17 protein-coding genes and 1 pseudogene are annotated in these 22531 nt (G+C 43.9%); 16 read left to right on the top strand and 2 right to left on the bottom strand.

Features of this window, described 5'->3' with window-relative positions; genetic code table 11:
• The first annotated feature begins 61 nt into the window (after positions 1–61).
• The 5 genes from R7F67_RS10525 to R7F67_RS10505 all read left to right on the top strand — a co-directional run bounded on the left by R7F67_RS10525 (position 62) and on the right by R7F67_RS10505 (position 5715).
• Positions 62–1897, top strand: coding sequence for a sensor histidine kinase (locus tag R7F67_RS10525; protein ID WP_170893505.1), 1836 nt, complete (start codon positions 62–64; stop codon positions 1895–1897).
• Between the two features lie 25 nt (positions 1898–1922).
• A complete protein-coding gene (locus tag R7F67_RS10520) occupies positions 1923–2525 on the top strand; it encodes a response regulator transcription factor (protein ID WP_318057174.1) in 603 nt (200 codons plus the stop codon).
• A gap of 102 nt (positions 2526–2627) precedes the next feature.
• Positions 2628–3026 (top strand): hypothetical protein, encoded by a 399-nt coding sequence (locus tag R7F67_RS10515; protein WP_262644916.1) that lies wholly within the window; start codon positions 2628–2630, stop codon positions 3024–3026.
• A 65-nt stretch (positions 3027–3091) separates the two neighbouring features.
• On the top strand, positions 3092–5203 hold the full coding sequence (locus tag R7F67_RS10510; RefSeq protein WP_262644917.1) for a protein-disulfide reductase DsbD family protein: 2112 nt from the start codon (positions 3092–3094) through the stop codon (positions 5201–5203).
• Positions 5200–5715 carry a protein disulfide oxidoreductase gene (locus R7F67_RS10505; RefSeq protein ID WP_318057173.1) on the top strand — a complete coding sequence of 172 codons (516 nt, stop codon included), beginning with the start codon at positions 5200–5202 and terminating at the stop codon, positions 5713–5715. Before R7F67_RS10510 ends, R7F67_RS10505 begins: the two co-directional genes overlap by 4 nt.
• A gap of 49 nt (positions 5716–5764) precedes the next feature.
• On the opposite strand, the gene R7F67_RS10500 is transcribed toward R7F67_RS10505, so the two are convergent.
• Positions 5765–5986, bottom strand: coding sequence for a hypothetical protein (locus tag R7F67_RS10500; protein ID WP_017633882.1), 222 nt, complete (start codon positions 5984–5986; stop codon positions 5765–5767).
• 425 nt (positions 5987–6411) lie between these two features.
• Here R7F67_RS10500 and R7F67_RS10495 point away from each other — a divergent pair, with 425 nt between their 5' ends.
• The 8 genes from R7F67_RS10495 (at position 6412) to R7F67_RS10460 (ending at position 14229) form a co-directional block, all read left to right on the top strand.
• On the top strand, positions 6412–7224 hold the full coding sequence (locus R7F67_RS10495; RefSeq protein ID WP_017821644.1) for a TIGR02594 family protein: 813 nt from the start codon (positions 6412–6414) through the stop codon (positions 7222–7224).
• Between the two features lie 2 nt (positions 7225–7226).
• Positions 7227–7661, top strand: a complete 435-nt coding sequence (locus R7F67_RS10490) for a hypothetical protein (protein ID WP_017633884.1) — start codon at positions 7227–7229, stop codon at positions 7659–7661.
• A gap of 227 nt (positions 7662–7888) precedes the next feature.
• Positions 7889–9022: an efflux RND transporter periplasmic adaptor subunit gene (locus R7F67_RS10485; RefSeq protein WP_005376722.1), complete on the top strand. Its 1134-nt coding sequence runs from the start codon at positions 7889–7891 to the stop codon at positions 9020–9022.
• Positions 9015–10286, top strand: a complete 1272-nt coding sequence (locus R7F67_RS10480) for a TolC family protein (protein ID WP_054576212.1) — start codon at positions 9015–9017, stop codon at positions 10284–10286. Before R7F67_RS10485 ends, R7F67_RS10480 begins: the two co-directional genes overlap by 8 nt.
• Complete coding sequence (locus R7F67_RS10475) at positions 10283–11497, top strand: ABC transporter permease (protein WP_318057172.1); 1215 nt, start codon at positions 10283–10285, stop codon at positions 11495–11497. Before R7F67_RS10480 ends, R7F67_RS10475 begins: the two co-directional genes overlap by 4 nt.
• 2 nt (positions 11498–11499) lie before the next feature.
• On the top strand, positions 11500–12783 hold the full coding sequence (locus R7F67_RS10470; RefSeq protein ID WP_017633888.1) for an ABC transporter permease: 1284 nt from the start codon (positions 11500–11502) through the stop codon (positions 12781–12783).
• Between the two features lie 22 nt (positions 12784–12805).
• The gene (locus R7F67_RS10465; protein WP_193837577.1) at positions 12806–13498 is read left to right on the top strand and encodes an ABC transporter ATP-binding protein; all 693 of its coding nucleotides are present in this window, start codon (positions 12806–12808) and stop codon (positions 13496–13498) included.
• A 224-nt stretch (positions 13499–13722) separates the two neighbouring features.
• On the top strand, positions 13723–14229 hold the full coding sequence (locus R7F67_RS10460; RefSeq protein WP_155489406.1) for a hypothetical protein: 507 nt from the start codon (positions 13723–13725) through the stop codon (positions 14227–14229).
• 89 nt (positions 14230–14318) lie between these two features.
• On the opposite strand, the pseudogene R7F67_RS10455 reads toward R7F67_RS10460, so the two are convergent.
• Positions 14319–14863, bottom strand: a pseudogene (locus R7F67_RS10455) (PolC-type DNA polymerase III).
• 739 nt (positions 14864–15602) lie between these two features.
• Between R7F67_RS10455 and R7F67_RS10450 the strand changes: the two are divergent.
• From R7F67_RS10450 to R7F67_RS10440, 3 genes are all read left to right on the top strand, one after another.
• Positions 15603–16751, top strand: coding sequence for a tetratricopeptide repeat protein (locus tag R7F67_RS10450; RefSeq protein WP_053304256.1), 1149 nt, complete (start codon positions 15603–15605; stop codon positions 16749–16751).
• A gap of 238 nt (positions 16752–16989) precedes the next feature.
• Positions 16990–18060, top strand: coding sequence for a DUF1176 domain-containing protein (locus R7F67_RS10445; protein ID WP_017633893.1), 1071 nt, complete (start codon positions 16990–16992; stop codon positions 18058–18060).
• 673 nt (positions 18061–18733) lie between these two features.
• Positions 18734–22171, top strand: coding sequence for a leucine-rich repeat domain-containing protein (locus tag R7F67_RS10440; protein WP_318057171.1), 3438 nt, complete (start codon positions 18734–18736; stop codon positions 22169–22171).
• The last annotated feature ends 360 nt before the right edge of the window (positions 22172–22531 follow it).

Below are 22531 nucleotides of genomic sequence, written 5' to 3'. Positions count from 1 at the left end.
GTTTACCAAGGGTAGCTGTTATTCTTGCTCCATTACTTTCGAAGGAACGATTCTACTCATCATGAACAAAACGCCACGGTTGCTTCAGCTTTGGATTCTTTGCTTAGTTGCCTTTGCATCTTTGGCTCACGGCGCAGTTTCTGAACAAGCAGATCTGCAAGGAATGCAAGAGCAAAAAGCAGAGCAGCCACAGGCCAAGAAAAAAGTCGAAGTGGGCGTGTTAGCGATACGTGGTCATCTTTATGCCGAGCAGAGATGGCAACCGACCATTGATTGGCTCAATCAGCAAATTTCCGATGTGCATTTTGTTCTTCATCCCCTTAACTTGGATGAAATGGGCGAAGCGGTGAAGTTTCAGACCATGGATTTCATCTTAACCAACCCAGGTCAAGCAGTGCGGTTGGGCAGGCAATACGCGCTGTCGTGGATGGCAACGCTAACCAGCAGAGCACCACAAAACTCGAATTACGGAATTGGTTCGGCGCTTGTGGTTCGAGCCAATTCAAGTTATCAAACGGTGCAAGATGTCTCAGGACGTCCCGTTGCGGCGGTATCAGAAAAAGCCTTTGGTGGTTATCTAACGATGCGCTATCAAATAGTCAAAATGGGGCTTAATCCAAACGATTTCTTTTCCGATGTCCGCTATCTTGGTTTTCCTATTGATGCCAACCTGTATCAATTACGTGATGGCAATGTGGAAGCGGCCGTCGTCCCTGCTTGTTTATTGGAACAGATGTTAAGTGAAGGGCTTTTACAACCGGGTAATTACCGAGTTTTAAATCAACAGCCGAACGAGCGCTCGTTATGCGCTGTTTCCACACCGCTTTATCCTAACTGGTCATTTGCCAAAACAGAGCGCGGCTCAGCTCAGATTGCCAAACAGATTGCGCAAGTATTGTTAGCGATGCCACCTGAACACCCTGCGGTTATTGCGGCAGGCGCGTCAGGTTGGACGTCACCCGTCAGCTTGCTGAGCATCGACAAACTTTATCAGGCGCTAGACCTCCATCCGTTGCAGCAGCCTTGGTGGCAAGAAGCATTGCGCTGGCTGCGTAGTCATCAGGAATGGGCGTGGGCGCTGTTCATTTTTGTGATTGTATTGAACGCTTACCACTTTTGGCTTGAGTATCGATTTAGCAAGAGCAAGCAAGCGTTGGAGCAGACATCGTTACGTTTAAAAGAGAAAAGTGAACAGTTAGAGCATTCACAAAGAGTCGCGATTGTCGGTGAAATCGGCACCAGTCTTGCCCATGAGCTCAATCAGCCATTGGCAGCCATTCGCAATTATAGTGAAGGCGGTTTACTTCGCTTGGCCAAAAAACGCCCACATGAAGATATTGTCCCTGTGCTTGAGAAAATACAGGGCCAAGTTGAAAGAGCCGATGCAATTATTCAGCGATTAAGAACGTTGATTCGTAAGCGCAGTGTCGACAAAACGTCGTGTGATCTTCAAGTACTTATTGATGACACGATTGAGTTGCTCCATTTTAGAATGCAGAAGCAAAACATTTCTATTGTGGCCAGTACAGAAGGGAACATTCGTCCGTTACTTGTCGATGCAGTTGGCGTACAACAGGTTTTAGTTAATGTGATCAGCAACGCGATTGATGCGTGTACTTTGTTCCAAGAGAAATATCACTCATCAGGTTATCAAGGTAAAATTGCCCTGCATTGCGATTACCAAATCAGTCAACTCTCTATTCGAGTGTTAGACAATGGTACAGGGTTGCAGCAAGAGAATCCGACTCAAGCGTTTGTGAGTAGCAAAGAAGAAGGGCTTGGGCTAGGGTTAGCCATTTGTCGCGATGTGATGGAAATGCATGGTGGCGAGTTTGTCATCAGCTCGACAGCACCACATGGTTGTTTGGTTGAGCTTGTGCTTCCATATCAAAACTAATCTGAACTAGGCATAGGAGCACTCAATGAGCAGCGGTGAAAAGCAGCTACCTGTTTTTGTAGTCGATGATGATGAATCGGTGCGTGACTCGCTCGCTTTTATGTTGGAAGAGCATGACTTCAACGTGACGACTTTTGCTGATGGGCAATCTTTTCTCGATAAAGTGGACATTCATCAAGCCGGATGCGTGATCCTTGATAGCCGAATGCCCAACTTTCGTGGTCAGCAAGTGCACCAAATTTTAAATAAAGCCAACAGCCCGTTAGCCGTTATTTATCTGACAGGGCATGGTGATGTTCCGATGGCGGTCGATGCATTGCAAGCTGGGGCGGTCAATTTCTTCCAAAAACCAGTCAAAGGCGATGAACTGGCACGAGCCATTTTGCAGGGACAGGCGCAGTCTGCCACAAACCTCGATATGGCAGCAGCTAAATCGGCTTATGAATCGCTCACACCTAGAGAAAAAGACATTTTACGTTTGATTATTGAAGGAAAGCGCAACATTCGTATTGCTGACGAACTTTGCATAGCAATGCGAACGGTTGAAGTACACCGAGCTAATCTATTGAAGAAGTTCTCGGCAAAAACCGTCGCAGAGTTGGCATATATTTATGGCAAGCTAGATTAAAGCTTAGCGAGTGAAGCCTCTTAAGGCTATTTAGAGGATACAACTTGAGCTTTATGACGACTCGCGTATTATCTTCTTCGTTCTTACTTTATCTGAATTCTTATGAGTTTGTTGACTAAACGACATCACACGCCACATAAGCGGGCAAAATGGCTACTGGCGATTATTGGCTGGGTGGTCGTTGTGTGTCTGATGCAAAATTCAGGCTTTGCATCGTCATGCTCTATGAAATATGAGACGGAAGCGCCCGCGGTTTCACTTACTGATGAGCGTTCGAGCGTCAAGTCGATTGATACTAAAGAAACCAGCAAGTGCGAATTGTCTGAAAAGTTAATTCAGTTTTCTCAACATCAACTCGATGTATTTATTGTTGTTCTGTTTGTCGGTCTTTTTGCTTCGGCAATTTGGTTGTGCAGTGCCTATATTGGTGCGCAACATTGGACGGAACCGATAGGCCGTAAGTATCGAGTCCATCTGACTTTCTGTGTGTTCCAAGAATAAAAACGTGCTTTCTGACCAATAACGTCAGCGATTTAGCACATTTGTTTTTATTATTAGGAATTACTATGAATCAAATTACCAAACTGACTCAGTTCGCGTCTATGTTCTTTATGACGCTGGCTTTGAGTTTGTTCTCTCTGAATATTTCAGCACAAACTACCGATACCGGTTGGATGACCAATCCACAACATCCTCCAGTGCAAACGCGCTTTGTACTAACGGGTCAACAAGATCCGCAAGCCAAAACACTTACAGGTTATTTGGATGTCAAGTTAACCGGAGACTGGAAAACTTACTGGCGATCGCCGGGCGAGGGTGGTGTCGCGCCATCGATAGATTGGCAAAACTCGCAAAACCTGAGCAAGGTTGATTGGCAATGGCCATATCCGCAAAAGTTCGAGTTATTGGGCATTGAGACTCTCGGTTACAAAGGCGACACTTTGTTCCCAATGATGCTGCATATCGACGATATGTCGAAACCCGTCACGATTGATGCAGTGCTCACGCTTTCTTCCTGTACGACGATTTGTGTGCTGACGGACTACCAAATCCAATTGACGTTCTTACCTTCTGAGCTGAAAGTGGACGAAGACGTGATGTTCAGTTACGCCCAAGCGGTGAGTAATGTTCCTCAACCTTCGCCTTTTGTTGAGGTCACGCAAACAAACTGGGATGCGACGCAATCCAAATTACAAATCAAACTAAAGAACACGCAAGGTTGGCAAAATCCTCAAGTGTTGGTAGATGGTGTCGATGAAGCAACGCGAGACTATAGCTTCAAGCTTGAAGGAATGCATCAAGAAGGAAACATCGTCACCGCGAGTTATATCGTTGATACTTGGCTGGGCGATGTGGAGTTAGATGGTCAGTCGCTGTTTGTGACCATCAAAGACACCAATTTACTAGCAGAAGAAACCACTCAAGCAACTGCTGAGGCAATAGTTGAACCGTTGCCGAGCACGTCTCTAACGAGTGTTTTTCTATTCGCGTTGCTCGGCGGTTTAATTCTTAACATTATGCCTTGCGTTCTTCCGGTTTTGGGGATGAAGTTAAGTAGTATTGTGGCTGCGCATGGTGTAGAGCGCCGTCAAATTCGTACCCAGTTTATCGCTTCTTCTCTGGGGATTCTCACTTCGTTCTGGCTGATAGCTGGATTCATTTTGGTGTTGAAGCTTACAGGTAACGCGATCGGTTGGGGCGTGCAGTTCCAAAGCCCTTGGTTCCTAGGATTGATGGTACTAGTCACTGCTTTGTTCGGTGCCAATATGTTGGGGTTATTTGAAATCCGTCTGTCATCGGGTACCAATACATGGCTCGCATCGAAAGGTGATAACTCTCTAGTGGGTCACTACGTTCAAGGTATGTTCGCCACTTTGCTTGCGACACCTTGTTCCGCACCGTTTTTAGGCACTGCCGTTGCTTTTGCCTTGGGCGCGGACGTATTAACGTTATTTGCAACCTTTACAGCATTAGCACTGGGTATGGCACTACCTTGGATCTTAGTCGCTGTGTTTCCAAGTATCGCGCTAAAACTACCAAAGCCCGGTCCATGGATGAATGTCGTTAAGATCGTGTTTGGCATAATGATGTTGGCAACCAGCGTTTGGCTACTTTCATTAATGGCAAATCATGTACCGATGTTATGGATTGCACTCATCGCTGTGGTTGCTTTTGTTGTAATGATGGCAAGAGTTAAGAAAGTGTATGGTGAGAAAGCGCTTGCTGTATCCGGAACTGCGTCATTAGTGTTGATAGCTGGTGGCCTGTTACTTGGTAGTGTCACTGCCGACCAATGGGCGACACCGCTTCCTGAGGACTTAGCGTGGCAGAAGCTTTCTAACTCGGCGATTGAAGATCACGTCAATAATGGGCGAGTGGTGTTTGTGGATGTCACTGCGGATTGGTGTGTCACGTGTAAAGCGAACAAGATCGGTGTGATCTGGCAAGATCCTGTCTACTCATTGCTACAAAGCCCTAATGTGGCGACGTTAAAAGGGGATTGGACACATCCGGACGGCTCGGTAACGGACTTTTTACGAGCTCATGGGCGTTACGGTGTGCCGTTTAACATCGTCTATGGCCCGGCGGCGCCACAAGGTATCCCGTTACCCGTGATTCTGACTGATGATGTTGTTTTAAGCGCCGTGAAACAAGCGAGTGGGGGATCCATTCAATGAGTTCGACAAAGCAGCGTAGAACAGTCCGATATTGGCTCGTTCAAATCGTACAGATGGTGCTCATTGTCACCGTTATTTCTATCGCGATGGATTGGTATCGCACCAAAGATATTCCTAAACAGGAGGCTCCACCATTGAGCTCCGTATTGAGCGATGGTGAATACTTCGATGCAATCGCGCAAAGTTATGAACAACCTGTCGTTGTTTATTTTTGGGCGACTTGGTGTCCCGCTTGTAAATTTGTAAGCCCAAGCGTGAGCTGGCTGAGTGATGACTACACCGTAGTTGGCGTTTCTGGATCGTCGGGACCGAATGAGCGTGTGGCGCAGTTTATGAGGGCAAAAGAATATCGTTTTGAAAACATAAACGATCCTTCAAGCTATATTATGCGTGAATGGAAAATTAGCGTGACTCCAACCATTTATATTTTAAGAAATGGTGAAATTTCCTCCGTCACAACTGGCGTTACCACTCCGATAGGAATACTAGCGAGAGTTTGGTTAGCTCGATAACGCTATAAAAATCCGATATTCAAAATATTGAGTATCGGATTTTTTCTTTTTATTTTCTCGCTCTAACGGGAATAATAATGTGTGCGTATGGCATACCATTCCACATCACGTATGGGCCATCATAACTTGAACCGATGGGTAGATAGTCGAGCAACACTTGGTCTAGGGTAATAATCATCATGTGTGGTTCTTCCACAATCCATTGGTTATCGTCCGTTATTCCTTCTGAAAATGGGTCGGTGTTATTGGCGCCGCCATCACTCGCTAACATGCCAAAAAGTACAATTAACTGAAATGAAATTAGTTAAATAGTCAGATTAATAAATTAAAGCTTAATTTAATAAAAATTAAAGTTTGATAAATTTAATTATAGAGTGCCTTTAAAAAGGAAGTGTTATTTAAATTTTAAATAGTAATTGATAGTTTTACTATGTTAATTTAAGTGTTCATTTATAAACATTTTTTCGTCTATTAATACGCATGGTTTAAAACATCTTGGCTGTCCTGCTTTGAAGCGTGACCAAAAGGTGATAAATAGGTGTTTTTAGTGATATGAGCTGAGTTTATTTGTAATCTATATTTTCAACACCTAATTCCCCTCGTATGGCTAATCGTATAAAACAACATTTTATCTTTATTGTTGTCACGCTAAAGCGTACTTTCTTAATTATATGATTAGTTATAAAGGTAACGAGAATGGGATTAAAAATCCGTGGCTCTGTTGGTATAAATGGCACTAATTCGAAAAATGATGTTAAAGCAGTTCAACAATTTTTAAATGATAACCAAAAGAGAATAGGTTTTACCCGACTGTTGGTTGTTGATGGCTCGTTAGGGCGGAGTCCTCATTTGTCGAAAACAGTAGAGGCAATAAAAGTGTGTCAGCGTAAGCTACTTTATATGGTAAAGCCAGATGGTCGGATCGATGTAAATGGTAGAACTCATCGTAAGCTCAATGGATTACCATCCTATAGTTCAGTGAAAAATGATCCTCATGATGCTCAAAAACTAGTAACCAAAGTGCCTTGGATGAAAACAGCGTTGGGAGAAATTGGACAAAAAGAAGTTTCAGGCACTAAGGCCAATCCAAGGATTTTAGAGTATTTTACAGCATCTAAGTTCTGGGGCACTGATGACTCTGGAGGTCAAAATGCTTGGTGTGGTTCGTTTGCCGCTTGGGTTTTTAAACAACACGGAATCACTCCAGTAAAAGAAGCTTATCGAGCAAAGGAGTGGAAGGGTTTTGGTAAAAACATCTCAGAACCTATACATGGAGCTCTAGGGATTAAATCGAGAAAAGGTGGTGGGCATGTTGCTTTTGTCGTGGGAAAGAGCCCTGATGGTAGGCATTTGTACATGTTAGGAGGAAACCAAAGCAACCAAGTCAATATAGCAAAGTACTCTATTGATGTCTGGGACAAGTTCGTAGTACCGAGTAACTACGATGAAACAAAAGGTACTTTACCTGTATATACAAAAGGCTCTGCCTTAGCAGGAACGGAAAGTTAAACATGAAGAAATTTATAAGTTTGCTAGGCTGTGTGAGCTTATCAGCTTGTGCTTCACAGGGAGTGTACTCTCAGAATGAGGTACTCAAAGATGCGATATTTCAAACGCCCTATTCTGCAGTGGTGAAAATTACAGGTTTTGAAAAGTTTGCTGAACACGAGGAAGATGTTCTCTTTAAAGTTCAAGCAGAAGTGATTCAGAAACTTCGTGGAGACGTTGGGTCTGAGATTACTTTCAGTATGTATGGCGAGCTAGGAGATGAGCCCAATATACACAATGATCCTGTCATTCTCACACTATGTCGTGATAAAGATACATATTATTGGCCTGGAACGGGGGCTGAGTTTGGGGCTAATCAAGAGAACATATTAAACGCTCAAGAAACAGCTGCTCACTTGGATACAGAACAGCGCCATTTTGCACATTGTTCAGAATGAAAAGGGTGGTGGTTGAAACGAGCGGTTACAGAGCTTGTTAGTCGCTATCGTAGACAGCGTCTTTGCTGAATGATTCGTCGAGATTTTTTAGTCTTTGATTGTCAGAGGCGACTGACAAAGCCTTACCAACTGTGACAACCAAACCGCTATTAAAGCAGGATATTATTCCTTCAACTTTGTGTTTTAGGAGTAGTCATTAGACTACCCAATAATTGTTGGAATAAATAATGACGAAACGTTGGCTTGTCTCCGCTGTGAGCATCGCGCTGCTCGGCGGTGGTACGTATTTCTATCTCCAATCTGCTGCTCAACCAGAATTGCTGCCTACATTGATTGTGGAAAAAGGCACGATTGAAAAACAAGCGGTGGCTGTTGGTAAAATTGTCCCTGCACACTCTGTGTCTATCAAGTCACAAATCGACGGTATCGTCGGTGAAATTTACGCGAAAGTTGGTGAAAAGGTGAAGCAAGGCCAGCCGCTGATCAAAGTGCGTCCAAACCCAACACCCCAAGCATTAACGGATGCATCGGCAGAGCTCATGCGTAGCGAAGCCGATCTGGAATCCGCCAAACAAAAACTGTCCAACTTAGAAAGCTTGGTCAAGCAGGACATTATTCCAAGTAACTACGACGAGTACGTAAGTGCGCGCTCGGCAGTCAAATCTGCGCAAGCGGACGTATTGCAAAAGCGCCAGAATCTCGAACTCATCCGCAGTGGTGAGGCGTCTATCGGCGATGCGCGTTTAACGTCGACGATCTACGCGCCAATTGATGGCACGGTACTCAACCAGAAAGTTGAGGTCGGAGAGCCGATCATCTCGACTCAATCAAGCCAAGCCGCGACTGAAATGATGTCATTGGCCGACATGAACAGTCTGATTTTTAAAGGTAGCGTCAGTGAGCATGATGCTGCGCAGTTGTCTCCGGGAATGCCCGTTATGTTGACGGTTGCGCCTTATCCTGATGTGGCGATTTCTGGTGTGCTAACCAAAGTGGCGATTCAATCTGAGAACCTTAACTCACCAGAGGGCAATGCTTCGGCAAAAAGTTTTGATAACGGTTTTGAGGTTGAAGTGGGAGAACTCAAGATCCCACAAGATGTGTTGCTTCGTTCTGGTTTTTCATCGACGGCTCAAATCATTCTGAAGAAGTCTGAAAACGTGCTCACTCTACCGGAGCGCGCTCTGCAATTTGATGGTGACGCACCGAATGTTCTGATCCCCGACAGCTCAGAACAAGGGTTTCATAAACAACCTGTGAAACTCGGTCTGTCAGATGGCATCAATGTCGAAGTGCTTGACGGCGTGGAGCTTGATGAAGAGGTTATCGACAACAGCATGATGGGAGCGGCGCATGGTTAAGCTGCAACGATCAAAAATCGCCTTTGCATTGTTGGCTGCCACGCTCAGTTTGCCGACCTACGCAATTTCTATTGAACAAGCTTGGCAACAAGCAAAGCAGAACGATCCAAATTACGAAAAAGCGAAAATCGGCGTCCAGCTTGGCGAGGTTGGCGTACAGAGTAGCCGCAGTGCGTTATTACCGGGTTTAAGTGCCAGTGCGTCAGCGGATTGGAATGAGTCCTCAAGCCATTCCAACAGTTACGGCGCTACCTTATCTCAAACTATTTGGGATAGCAGTTTGTGGTCGGAACTGGATCAAGCGAATGCCAATTATCTCAAAGTACAGTTAGAGTTATCTCAAGCGCATAACGAGCTTGCGCAAAAGTTGCTCACCGCTTACCTAGATGTGGCAAGCGCACTGGGCGACCTCAAATTGGCGCAGTCCAAGCTGGAGGAGGGGAAAGAACTTCTCAACATCATCGAGAAACGCTATCGAGCAGGCAAAGTGAAGTCGGTTGATGTTGAAGAGATGCGAGCGAATCAAGTCTCTGAGCAAGCAAGTATCCTCAATGCAAAAGCCGATCTCGAAGTTAAAAAAGCAGAGCTTGCGGCGTTAATCAATCAAATGCCCGAGAGTGTCGACCAAATTCGAACGGATTCTTTGATTCAGCCACCGATGCTGGTGGACTCTCAGGAGCAATGGCTAAAGCTGGCGAAAGACAGCAGTCCAGAGCTGTTGGTGGCGGCGCAGATGGTGAAAGCGAGCGAGTTCGCGAAAGATTCAGCTAAAGGTGGATACTACCCGACCGTCAAAGGCAGTGTGGGCTACAGCGATGGTGACAATCGTTCAAACGGCGAGTTTAACGCTGGGATTAGTTTGAGTTTGCCGATTGACCTAAATGGTGCAGTGCGAGCGAAAGTGGACGAAGCATCGTTGAACATTTTAGGCGCCAAGCAAGATATGCGTAGAGTGGAAATTGATATTCAGAAACGAGTTATTCAGCAGTTTACGCAGGTCGATATCAACTGGAATCAAGTTTTAATAGCGAACGAGCTAGTTGAGTCGCGCGCCAGAGTGTTGCAAAGCAAAGAGAAACTTTACGACGCTGGCCTGCTTGAAGTGTCGGAAGTTATCAGTGCACACAACAGCTTGTTTGAGGCGAAAAACAGTCTGCAAACCAACTTGTACAGCTATTGGCGTAAGAGAATCGGCTTACTGCAAACCGCAGGGAAACTCGATGACGATACCATGGTGTTGATCTCTCGGGCTTTTCATTCATGAGCAGCCTATTGCAACAAACTTGGCAAACGTTGATGGCGCACCGCATGAAGAGCGTTCTAGCCATTATCGCGATTGCTTGGGGCGTGATCTCTGTGGTGGTGTTAATCGCACTTGGCGAAGGCTTTTATCGCCATCAGACTCAGTCGTTTTCATTTATGATCAACAATGTGCAAGTGGTGTTTCCGTCGAGTACCAGTAAACCGTGGCAAGGGTTACCTTCAAGGCGACAAATTGATATTCCACAAGAAAAAGTCGACATGATCAAACAGTCAGGCTTTGTGCAACAGGCGTCGAGCGTTTACGCCAAATGGGATGCGAATATCACCAATCTCAAAGGACAGAATTTATCGAGAACGGTCAGCGGTATTGATACGTCTTACTTTCCTTTAATGCAACGCAAGCTGCAATCCGGTTCGAGAAACCTGTCACCAAGTGATATGGACAACCACACTCGCGTGGCAGTGTTAGGCGATCAAATTGCGCAAATGGGCGGAATCCAAATCGGGGATAGGCTCAAAGTCAACGGCATTCCGTTTTTGGTGATTGGGATAACCGTTGGTGAGGACACTGGCATTTCATTCGGCGATAGCCGCACGGTTTTCATTCCTCAAACAACGTACCGCGATTTGTGGGATGCGAAACCTTGGATGGTATTGATGAAGCCGAGAGAAGGGATGGATGCATCGTCATTTCGACAAAATATCGTGAACTTTTTCGCCAAGCAGCTTCATTTTGACCCAAGTGATAAAGATGCGGTCGAATTACCCGATTTTAGTGAAGGTGCGGCGGTCATCAGTGGAATTTTGCGTGGCATTCAGATTTTTCTCGGAGCGAGCGGTGCGATGACCATGGCGGTCGGTGCGCTTGGTGTTGCCAACATCATGTTTTTATCCGTCACTGAGCGCACGCGTGAAATCGGTGTGCGTTTGGCGATCGGGGCGACTCAAAAATCCATACTCAGTCAGTTTATTCTTGAGGGGCTTATTTTGGTAACTGTGGGCACGGCATTAGGTCTGATGTTTTCGTATGCCGTGGTGTCTGTCCTAAGCAGCATGGGATTACCTGAATGGATTGGTTTGCCTGTGATCACGCCAGATTCCATTGCTTGGTCTTTACTTGTGACGCTTATCTTGGCATTGATGGCATCGTATTTCCCAGCAAGGCGAGCATCGCGTCTCACGCCAGTCATTGCTTTGAGTGCGAGGGCCTAGTCATGCTGTTACCGATGAGACAAATTTTCCAAGAAATGGCGGCAGAAAAGCTGAGACTGGGTTTGACCATTCTGGCAGTAGCGTGGGCGACCCTCTGTATCGCTGCTATGTTGGCGGTAGGTGAGGGTATTCGTCAGGGCGTATTGAAAACCGCACAAAATGGTAACGGCAACTTGATCTATTTGACCGGAGGGATGGCCACCGTCGACCACGGTGCTTTTCACCAAGGTAAATTTCTGACGTTAAAAATGGACGATTCAGAGATCGTTCGAGCATTACCCGATGTAAAAAGCGTTGCGCCAACTGCGAAGTGGAAAGAGCGTATCACCGTTGGTGACAGAAGCTCATGGCAAGAGCCCTTAGCGGTCACGAGCGAGTTTCAATCCATGACCAATTTGGTGCCGATGGCGGGGGGACGATGGTTAAATCCACTCGATCAAAAAGAGACGCGCAAAGTCGTTGTACTGGGTTATGAACTGGCAGCCGACTTATTCAACCCGAATGAGGACTTTAGTTGGTTTGCGACAGTCACATTGCAAGTCAACCCTGTGGGGAAAAAGGTAAAAATCGGCAATGAGGAGTTCACCGTTGTGGGCGTATTGGAGAAAAACAGCGCTCAAATAGAACTGGGGGATCTTATCAACTATTCCAGCTTTGTGCCGTTAGCGACGTGGAAGCGATTTCATGTCAACGGTGAAATTGGTGGCATCAATGTGCAACCACAAGCCGATGTAGACCGAGAAGCCTTAGCAAAGACGATCAGGCAAGTGATTGCCCGTAAGCACGGGGCAAGTGTCAGTGATGAACAGGTCGTCCAAGTCGATGATATGTTCCTTAAACAAAAGAGTATGCAGCAGTTTCTGATAGGTTTGCAGAGTTTTCTTGGCATTATCGGCTTCGTGACGTTAGCTGTTGCTGGCGTCGGCATTGCCAATGTGATGTATGCCACCGTAAAGCGATCTACGCGTGATATCGGCGTGCGCATGGCAGTCGGTGCAACCCCAACGGCCATTCGTATGCACTATTTAGTGCAGTCTTTATTGACAATGATGATGGGGGGCGCGCTTGGGTTAGCTGTGACGTACGCGCTGGTGTCTGCCATCAGTTCCATTCCTTTAGAGGGCAATGCTTTTTATGAACAACTGGGTAAACCTGTCCCTGAGTTGTCGTGGGTCGTTGTCGCGATTGTCATCCTCACCTTAGTGATCATTGGCGTGGCATCTGCATGGTTACCTGCAAACCGAGCCGCAAAAGTCAGCCCGTTGGAGGCGCTACAAAGTGAATAACAACAATAACTCTGGAGAGAACATGTCGAACAAGCCGCTTGTTGAGCTGACCAACATCTGTAAATACTACTCAAGCGGGGAGGCGGAAGTTCGCGCGCTAGACGGCGTTGACTTAACCATTAATCAAGGCGAGTTTCTTTCGATTCTTGGCCCGTCCGGTTCAGGCAAATCAACGTTGATGAACATGCTCGGCTGTTTAGATAAGCCCACCGATGGCGAGTACCAACTTGGCGGCCAAAACGTCGCAAGTTTAAGTGCGAATGAGCTGGCTGGCATTCGTAACCAAAAGATCGGATTTGTCTTCCAAAGCTTTAACTTATTGGAATACGCGACGGCGCTTGATAACGTGGCACTGCCGTTGGTTTACTCTGGTATCAAAGCCAAAGAACGTCGCCAGCGCGCAGCTAAATTGCTAGAGCAAGTCGGGCTAGGGGATCGTTTAGACCATAAACCAAACCAGCTTTCTGGTGGTCAAAAGCAGAGAGTTGCGATTGCAAGAGCCTTGGTCAACGATCCGCAAATCATCCTAGCTGACGAGCCAACCGGCGCGCTCGATTCAAAATCTGGTGCTGAGATCGAAGCTCTGTTCAACCAACTCCACGCCGAAGGCAGAACATTGATCATCGTGACGCACGATAACGCTCTGGCAGAGCGCACTAAACGCATCATCACCATCAAAGACGGCAAGGTAATTTCGGATAGGGTGCCGGAGTGATATTCACAGTTTGGAGCTTTACTAAAATAAAGGTAATTCGCCTATGAAAATGGTCACTTTGGAAGTGGTGTTTTAGTCAGCCTTGTTTAGAATTTACATCTTGATTTGAATTGCTAACTGTTTTGATAGTTAGTTGATGTGAAATTTGGTTCCCACAAGGCTACAAGATTGTAATGAATATAAACCACGCACTTTATAGAAGCGAAAAGTATAGCGAAGAATCAATGGAAGAGATTCTTTCTAGGTTAAAAAATACTGACTATTTTTATTTAAATGAGAATAATCCTAGTGAAGGTGCTTACTTGACTAAGAAAAAGGAAAATATCTTAATAGTAAAAAGAAAAACTTCTCGAAGTTCTGAAGCACATCAAGACCGGTTATTCAATACTCGTGAGTTTATAAACTTCAGCTCAATTGTTGCAGGACGAGAGATTGGTGGGGAGCTTCGATGTAAACTAGGACAAGATAAAAATAAAACGAAAATAACGTACTCTTGGTATCCTGATGAGTTTGTTCAAAATTTTTGTTATGCATTTATTGTTCTGGCTTTATTAATGTCAGCTTTTAAATTTACTCCTGGTGATTACGATGTTATTTGGAATCTATTGAAAGCTGTTTTGATGTTTTCAGTTCCAAGTTTATTACAAATGATTCACCTTCCAGGACTAATAAAGCTGGCAAACAAAATTTTGAGATTAAATGGCACTAAACAATTGTTATTAAATACATAAAAATAGACTTTAATGTAAGCAATCACTTTCTATATTTAATAATCCGATTCCTATCAAAAGTAATCGACTTTTGTTTATATCTCGTGTGGTTAAAACCGATTTTTAGAGAGCAACTGCTCCAGTTTTCCTTTTGCTGTCTTACTTACCGTTTGCATAAGCTTGAAGCTTGGCGCTGCTATGCCCGATTGTTCAAGCTCTTCCACCATCAGTAACCAAAGCTTTGCCATTACCTGTGCATCGGCTAACGCGCGGTGGAATACACCGTCGTTTTCAATGTTCTTATAACGAACCAACTCACCCAACTTGTGTGACGGCGCATCTTGAATAAGGCGTTGTGCCACCAATAAAGAACACGCGAACTTGCCAGAATAACCGCAGTTAATTCGCTCCAGTTCCGCATCCAGAAAGCGCTTATCGAACGACGCGTTGTGCGCAGCATGTTATTGGTAATGCCTGTGTAAACTTCAATGGATGAGCTCACACGAAAGCCAGGATTCATAAGTTGCTGAAAACTATCGATCACCTCAACATCAACGATCTTAACCGCACCGATTTCAATCGCGCGATCACCCATATTCGGAGACAGACCTGTGGTTTCAAAGTCGAGTACGACAACGGAGTTAGCTTGAGGCATGAAGTTTTCCAACTGAACAATAAGGCGCAAGAGTATCGTTGAAAGTGTGGGAAAAGGGAAGGAGGAGGAGAAGCTTTAGTAGTGAGAGAAACTTACGGAAGCTCAGTTAGAAATTGAATGTTAGCTTGCCCACTAGATAAAACACCTTACAAAATCTGGTGCGTTCGTTTGCCCTCATAAAATGTAACCTAAGGCGATTCAAACTCTCACTGTGGTATTTGTCTGTTCAAAGTTACGTTTTTGGGTGGCGGGGTTATCCTGATATCTGGGCAGCAATGATTACTCTGTGCTTCTTAATGAAACGGCACTTACCCACTTTGATCATACCTTTTAAAAGGTGCAATCTTAACCATTACGCTGGTGTCCACAAATAACGTTGCAATATCATGACTTACTAAATTTGAAAAAGTTACAAATACATATTCAGAGGTGTGCTGGTGGTACACCAAACACGATTGTATTTTTACCCGTTGTACTTTCTAGCTCAATAGTGTTTCTTTTCTACAGAGTGTTTTTACTCACTTATATGTTGCTGACGTGTTTTTGCCTGAAAAAAAGTTATCTTGCATAGTGAAACCAACACAAACACGGTCAATTTTTGGTTATCATCGACTGATGCTTACCTGTATTTACCAAATTGAACAAAAATACAAGTAAACATTGAAGTTCAATATTACTAATAACTATTAAATTTGATATGAAGTTCGGAGGATTTAACCTTGGAGAAATTTAGATAACAATGAAAAAACGTGATGTTAATTTATTGCAAAGAGTTATGTTCAGGCTAAAAATAACATTCAATATTATTTATAAATTACTTGTTGTTGCGTTGCCGATTGATATTCTTAAATACTTAGCGATAAAGGGGTCTAGTGTGGCTCAAATTATCTTAGCGAGACGTTACTATCATGGAAGGCGTGTTAAGTATAATAAAAAGCTAGTAGTAAATTGGTTAACGAAGGCAGCGTTGAAGGGAAGCTCGGAGGCAAAGAAAGAACTTGGCTACCTGTATTTTAGTGGTGAAAAATTTAAAAAGGATTGGCGGTTAGCTAGCAAATGGTTGACGGAAGCATATGCTGACGGAGAAGTAGATTGCGCTGCTATTTTAGGCATAATCTATGAAGGAAACGGACACTTTCGTCGAGATTCAGCAGAAATGTTGAGATGGCACACGATTGCAGCAGAGTCTGGAGATTTAGAAGCGCAAAAAACTCTTGCGGCGATTTATACTATGGACAAAGAGTACTCTAACCCTAAAATGATGATGCATTGGCTACACAAGGCAGCAGATCAGAATGACACGGACGCAATGCTTCTTCTTGGACACACTTATCTGGATGGTGACCATTACGATTTCAACGAGGCTCTTAAGTGGCTTAAGACTGCTGCCAACAAGAAGGATCACTACGCATTAGTTTTACTTGGTGACATTTATTCATCAACTAAGTACAACATTGTAAATTATAAAGAAGCCATCCAAAAATACTATAGTGCAGTAAACGAAGGTTCAAGCGTTGCGATGGGGAAAATTGGGTATATGTACCAATATGGCCTGGGTTGCGATAAGAATATAGATAAAGCAATAGAGTGGTATTCCGTGGGGGTTAAATACAATGACCCATATTCTCAATTTGGCTTTGCGCAATTATATCGTGATGATGAAAATGGGATGATGAATTTAATTGAAGCGTTTAAATGGTCTTACTGGGCAAAAAAAAACAAACATCCAGACGCAGAAAAACAGTTCAAAGAAATCTCTGGAAAACTAACGAAAAAAGATATAGATAAAGCACTACGTTCGGCTCAGAGTTATAAAGTAAAGCCTGTTAAAAGTTTGGGTTTTACTTTAGGTTATAAAATGGGAGAAAAAGGTACTATATATAGGTGAGTAATTATGAAAATTAAATCCACTTAATAATTTATTATGGTTGTTTATTATCATTTATTAATGGAGCGAAGAAAGTTAATTCCTAAAAAATATGGAACCACTCCTTTAACTATTGATGAACTGGGGTAACTGACTAAATTTGTTTTCTGGTTCGCTCTAATAAATAATTCTAAATTGATGTTTTCATAAGAATACGGAATTTTTAATACTGGTAAATAGAAGTAGCAAAGGAGGCACAATGATTTATTCATTAAAACTGAACTGGAGGAATATGCTAATGCTCTGTATTAGAAGTACAATATGTACATTGGGTTTGGTAGCTTTTTCTGTCAGCGCTTTTGAGGGAGAGAGTTTTCAACACAAAGATTGGTATCTAGCTTGTGATAATACAGGGACCTGCCGGGCGGCTGGCTATTCAAATATTGGCAGTCTCAATCCTGTTGCTGTGATGTTTACTCGTAAAGCGGGTCCTGCAGCGTCAGTAACGGGCAAAGTGTATTTAGGGGATGAATCTGATTTTGACCATTGGCCTGAGCAGATAAATCTTTATATCGATGGCCTAGAGTTGGGCCCGATACAGCATGACGCCATGACATCCATGCAGGTTCAGGCCATTCTTGCAGTAGTGACTAAAGATGCACTTATTGAAATTGGTGATGGTAAAACTAAATGGGTACTGTCTGGTAGCGGTGCCAGTGCCGTGTTTCGTAGGATGGATGAATATCAGGGGCGCCAGAATACTCCGTTTGCTATTGTCGCAAAAGGTCAAGGCGCTGAGTCTAGGGTGAATCTTGCTGTGGCTATCCCCACACTTGTGAATGTTGGCGGCGATGCAATGATGAAATCACTTGAGCCAGAATCTGCCCAATATGCCAAATTGTTACCACAGCTTCGTGCTAGCTATCAGTCTAACGGAGACAGTTCCGAGTGCCATAGACTGTTTGAAGAAACACCGTCAATTGCTATTGCAAAGCTTAATAATGGCCAATCATTGATTGAGGCGTCCTGTTGGATGGCGGCTTATAACTATGGTTCAAGTTATTGGTTGTTGGGAGAAGGCGATGCTGCTGTGCCTAAACGTCTTAACATCTATGGTAATGACTATTCTGACGGCATTGTTTCCTCCGCTCATAAAGACCGAGGATTGGGGGATTGCTGGAGCTTTGAAAGCTGGTTGTTTGATGGCAAACAAATGGTTCGTGCGAGTTATGGTAATACAGGTTTGTGCCGTGGTATTGCCGCTGGAGGCATTGACTTCATGCCTATTTGGGTAAGCGAAGTGGTTACTACACAAGATTTGAATAAATAGCTATGTTTTTAAGTTACTGTTCTAGCACTTCTGCTCAGGGCTTTTTAAGGTTCTGAGTTTAAAAGCAATAATTGCTGTCTGACTTGTAACAATTCTGGTACTAAAAAACGGTAGACCCTATCACAAATACCTACGAGAAATTGTTTGTGAAGTATAAATTACATAAAACTCTTCTTGTGCGTTCCTAGCTTCGATAAGGCGTAGCTATAGTCAGATAAAAAATACATCCAATATATAATCAATTCGGTGTAAAGTTTGCGAAATCAGGAACTATACCAAAAGCTCTTTTGATGAGGTTCTTTACTCCTATTTCAACTTTTATGCCGGCTCGCCCCTCAAGCTTAATTTTGCTCGTGGTACTTTGTGGATGTGATGGTTTTAAGAGGGCTCTACCCCAAATTCGTTAGATTAAATAATCTAAAAAGTCTAAAAGCGTGTGTTTTATACTACGAAAATACTGCGATAGAATGAAACTTAACAAGATTTAAGCCTTTTATATAGTTGTTTTGCTTGTCAAACCGCTTCTTTTAGTAGTGAAATTGTTTAAACAACTTGTTGGGAATGATAAGTCGCAATAAGTATTGCTATCATCCTCTTAACCCAAGATAAAACTGACCGTATGTGAATGTTTTATGCATTCGCACAGAAAATAAATATAAATCTGAGAACAGGTATGTCATTATCAATAACAAGATTCACGAGGGTAATCTGCCCGACCCTGGGCAGTTTGCTCTGTTTAACCTTTCTTACTGGCTGTGAAAAAGCAACAGAAGGGTTGGTGTATGGCACAAAAAGCAAGTCAGTAATTATTGACTATAATGGTAGCGAAACAGATGTCATCATCCCAGATTCGGTAACTACTATTCGGCGTGATGCGTTTAGACGTAGCAAGCTCACCAGCGTGACTATCCCTGATTCAGTGACTACTATTGGTGCGAGTGCGTTTAGTTACAACAATTTGACCAATGTGACTATTCCAAATTCCGTGACCACCATTGGTAGGGATGCATTTAATGGAAACAAGCTCTCTAGTCTGACCCTTTCAAATTCGTTGACTACCATTGGTGATTGGGCGTTTCAACACAACGAATTAACTAGCTTGATCATTCCAGACTCGGTAACAACCATTGGTAAGGAAGCATTTTATGGAAACAAGCTCTCTAGCCTGACCCTTTCAAATTCTGTGACCACTATTGGGGATAGTGCGTTTGAACGCAACGAGCTTACTAGCCTGATCCTTCCAGATTCGGTGACCGTTATTGGCGAGAGTGTGTTTGCCGATAATGAGATCCACAACGTGACTATACCAGAATCTGTGACCACCATTGAGGATGACGCGTTTATTCGAAACAAACTCACCAGCCTGACTATACCTAATTCAGTGACCACCATAGGAAAAGTTGCGTTTGCTGACAACAACCTCACCCACGTGAGTCTCTCTGATTCGGTAACCACTATTGGTTGGGGGGCATTTACTGGCAATACACTTACCAGTGTGACCATCCCAGACTCTGTGACGACTATTGAGGGTTCAGCGTTTTCTGACAACTATCTCACCAGCGTGATTATCCCAGATTCGGTGACCACCATTGGTTCTAATGCGTTTAATGGTAATGCAATATCCACATTCAACAATGCGCCATCAGATGGCATAATCTTTGCTCGTAATGATGATGGTACTGACAACAAGAAGGTTGTTGTTTCCTTTGGCGGAGGGAGAAAGGAGATTGTTATTCCTGATTCGGTGACTACCATTGGTTTCGGTATGTTTGAGGGCAACAATCTTACCAGTGTGACTTTTCCAGATTCGGTGACTGCCGTTGATAAGAGCGCGTTTGGTCATAATAATCTCACTAGCATAACCCTTCCAGATTCGATAACTACTATTGGAGACTATGCGTTTATTTACAATGAGCTCACTAGTGTAACGCTCCCAGGTTCTGTGATTACTGTTGGGGATAATGCGTTTGCTCACAACAAACTTACCAGCGTGACCATTCCAGACTCGGTGACCACTATTGGTGAGGAGGCGTTTGCTGATAACGCGCTCACTAGTGTGACTATTCCAGATTCGGTGACTACTATTGGTGAAGGGGCGTTTGCTGGTAACAAGCTCATCAGTGTGACCATTCCAGATTCAGTGACTACCATTGGTGAAGGGGCGTTTGCTGGTAACAAGCTCATCAGTGTGACCATTCCAGATTCAGTGACCACCATTGGTGAAGGGGCGTTTGCTGGTAACAAGCTCATCAGTGTGACCATTCCAGATTCGGTGACCACCATTGGTGAAGGGGCGTTTGCTGGTAACAAGCTCATCAGTGTGGCCATTCCAGATTCGGTGACCACCATTGGTGAAGGGGCGTTTGCTGACAACAAGCTCATTAGTGTAACCATTTCAGATTCGATGACCACCATTGGTGAGAGGGCATTTGCTGATAATGAGCTTACTAGTGTGACCATTCCAAATTCGGTAACCACCATTGGTGAGAGGGCATTTGCTGGTAACAAGCTCATCAGTGTGACCATTCCAAATTCGGTAACCACCATTGGTGAGAGGGCATTTGCTGATAATGAGCTTACTAGTGTGAACATTCCAAATTCGGTGACCACCGTTGGCCAGGGGGCGTTTGCTGATAACGAGCTCACCAGTGTGACTATACCTAGTTCTTTAACTACCGTTGAGGATGATGCGTTTGCTCACAACAGGCTCACCAACGTGACCATTCCAGATTCGATAACCACCATTGGACATCGGGCCTTTTCTGGCAATGAACTCACCAGTGTGACTATCCCAGATTCCGTGAATATTCTTGGGTGGGAAGCATTTAGTTACAATAATTTAACCAATTTGATCATTCCAGATTCGGTGACCATTATTGGTTGGAAGGTGTTTAGTGATAATAAACTCACCAGTTTGACTATCCCAGATTCCGTGAACACTATTGAGGGGGCTGCATTTTCTAACAACCAGCTCATCAGCGTGACTATCCCGGATTCTGTGACCATTATTGGTAATGGAGCGTTTAATGGTAATGTAATATCTGCAGTTAACAATGCGGCATCAGATGGATTTATTTTTGCTCGTAATGATGATGGCACAGAGAACAAGAAGGTTGTCGTATCCTATGGTGGTTCAAGAAAAGGAATTGTTATTCCAGATTCGGTAAACACTATTGAGCGTGGCGCGTTTTCTGATAATGAGCTCACCAGTGTGACTATGCCTGATTCGGTGACGACCATTGGTGAAAAGGCGTTTGCTTACAACAAGCTCACCAATGTGACTATACCTTATTCAGTGAATACCATTGAGAATGAGGCGTTTCGGAACAACCGACTGACTAGCGTAACTATCCCAGATTCTGTGACCTCTATTGAGGATAGGGCGTTTAGTAATAATAAACTCACCAATTTGACCATTCCAGATTCAGTAAGAACTATCGGAGAGGCTGCGTTTTCTGACAACCAGCTTGTCAACGTGACCCTCTCAAATTCGTTGACTACTATTGGCTTAGGTGCATTTAATCGCAATGCACTATCCACAGTTAATAATGCACCATCAGATGGCTTTATTTTTGCTCGTAATGAGGATGGCACCGAGAATAAGAAGGTTGTTATTTCCTATGGTGGGGCAAGAAAAGAAGTTGTTATTCCTGATACGGTGACCATCATTGAGCGTAGGGCGCTTGCTAGCAGCGAACTAACCAGTGTGGTCATCCCAGATTCGGTTACCACCATTGGGCGTGAGGCGTTTGCTGGCAATGAACTTATCAGTGTGGCCATCCCAGAATCGGTTTCCACTATTAGCCATGGGGTATTTAGTAACAATAATCTCACTAGCGTAACTATATCAGATTCGGTAAATACCATTGCACCGGAGGCGTTTGCTGATAATAAGATCACTAAGGTGACTATACCAAGTTCAGTGTCCTTCATTGGTTATAAAGCGTTCCGGAATAACCGACTTACCAGCGTAACTATCCCAGAATCAGTGTTCGATATTCAAAGTGAAGCGTTTGCTGGCAATGAACTCACCAGTGTGATTATTCCATCTTTGGCGACCCACAATGGTTTGATAGCGTTTGATGAAGGTGTAGATATTCACTGGTATTAACACTATTTTGTGTGCTGTTGCAATTTTAATATGTGGCAGTACACAAAGTTTTTGGAGAATGGTGTTTTCATCAGATGTTGTTTTTGAAGGCTCTCTTATGACGACAGAGGTCTACGTGCAACATCCTTGTCTAGGTATTTAAAGTAATGGTATTTAATAATCTGTATCTAAACAAAGCCTTTTTACTATTGCGATTTCGCTCATCGCACTAGCACTTCCAAACTCATGTTGCCGCACCTGTAGTTATTTGATAGTTGCTTATATTCAATTTTCCTAAAGACGTTAATAAGATGGTACGCCCCACACCTGCACTACACTCAGCTATGTCGCTGAATATTGGGAGGTGCCATCATGTCGGCA

It is taken from the genome of Vibrio sp. YT-17, assembly GCF_033337375.1.
In the GTDB taxonomy this organism is placed as follows: Bacteria; Pseudomonadota; Gammaproteobacteria; order Enterobacterales; family Vibrionaceae; genus Vibrio; species Vibrio alginolyticus.
The sequence above is the reverse complement of the archived record's forward strand: the minus strand, read 5'-3'. Positions and strand labels throughout refer to the sequence as shown.

Coding starts and splice junctions, on each gene's coding strand:
- R7F67_RS10525 (WP_170893505.1), top strand. CDS start 62: ATGAACAAAACGCCACGGTTGCTTCAGCTTTGGATTCTTTGCTTAGTT.
- R7F67_RS10520 (WP_318057174.1), top strand. CDS start 1,923: ATGAGCAGCGGTGAAAAGCAGCTACCTGTTTTTGTAGTCGATGATGAT.
- R7F67_RS10515 (WP_262644916.1), top strand. CDS start 2,628: ATGAGTTTGTTGACTAAACGACATCACACGCCACATAAGCGGGCAAAA.
- R7F67_RS10510 (WP_262644917.1), top strand. CDS start 3,092: ATGAATCAAATTACCAAACTGACTCAGTTCGCGTCTATGTTCTTTATG.
- R7F67_RS10505 (WP_318057173.1), top strand. CDS start 5,200: ATGAGTTCGACAAAGCAGCGTAGAACAGTCCGATATTGGCTCGTTCAA.
- R7F67_RS10500 (WP_017633882.1), bottom strand. CDS start 5,986: ATGTTAGCGAGTGATGGCGGCGCCAATAACACCGACCCATTTTCAGAA.
- R7F67_RS10495 (WP_017821644.1), top strand. CDS start 6,412: ATGGGATTAAAAATCCGTGGCTCTGTTGGTATAAATGGCACTAATTCG.
- R7F67_RS10490 (WP_017633884.1), top strand. CDS start 7,227: ATGAAGAAATTTATAAGTTTGCTAGGCTGTGTGAGCTTATCAGCTTGT.
- R7F67_RS10485 (WP_005376722.1), top strand. CDS start 7,889: ATGACGAAACGTTGGCTTGTCTCCGCTGTGAGCATCGCGCTGCTCGGC.
- R7F67_RS10480 (WP_054576212.1), top strand. CDS start 9,015: ATGGTTAAGCTGCAACGATCAAAAATCGCCTTTGCATTGTTGGCTGCC.
- R7F67_RS10475 (WP_318057172.1), top strand. CDS start 10,283: ATGAGCAGCCTATTGCAACAAACTTGGCAAACGTTGATGGCGCACCGC.
- R7F67_RS10470 (WP_017633888.1), top strand. CDS start 11,500: ATGCTGTTACCGATGAGACAAATTTTCCAAGAAATGGCGGCAGAAAAG.
- R7F67_RS10465 (WP_193837577.1), top strand. CDS start 12,806: ATGTCGAACAAGCCGCTTGTTGAGCTGACCAACATCTGTAAATACTAC.
- R7F67_RS10460 (WP_155489406.1), top strand. CDS start 13,723: ATGGAAGAGATTCTTTCTAGGTTAAAAAATACTGACTATTTTTATTTA.
- R7F67_RS10450 (WP_053304256.1), top strand. CDS start 15,603: ATGAAAAAACGTGATGTTAATTTATTGCAAAGAGTTATGTTCAGGCTA.
- R7F67_RS10445 (WP_017633893.1), top strand. CDS start 16,990: ATGATTTATTCATTAAAACTGAACTGGAGGAATATGCTAATGCTCTGT.
- R7F67_RS10440 (WP_318057171.1), top strand. CDS start 18,734: ATGTCATTATCAATAACAAGATTCACGAGGGTAATCTGCCCGACCCTG.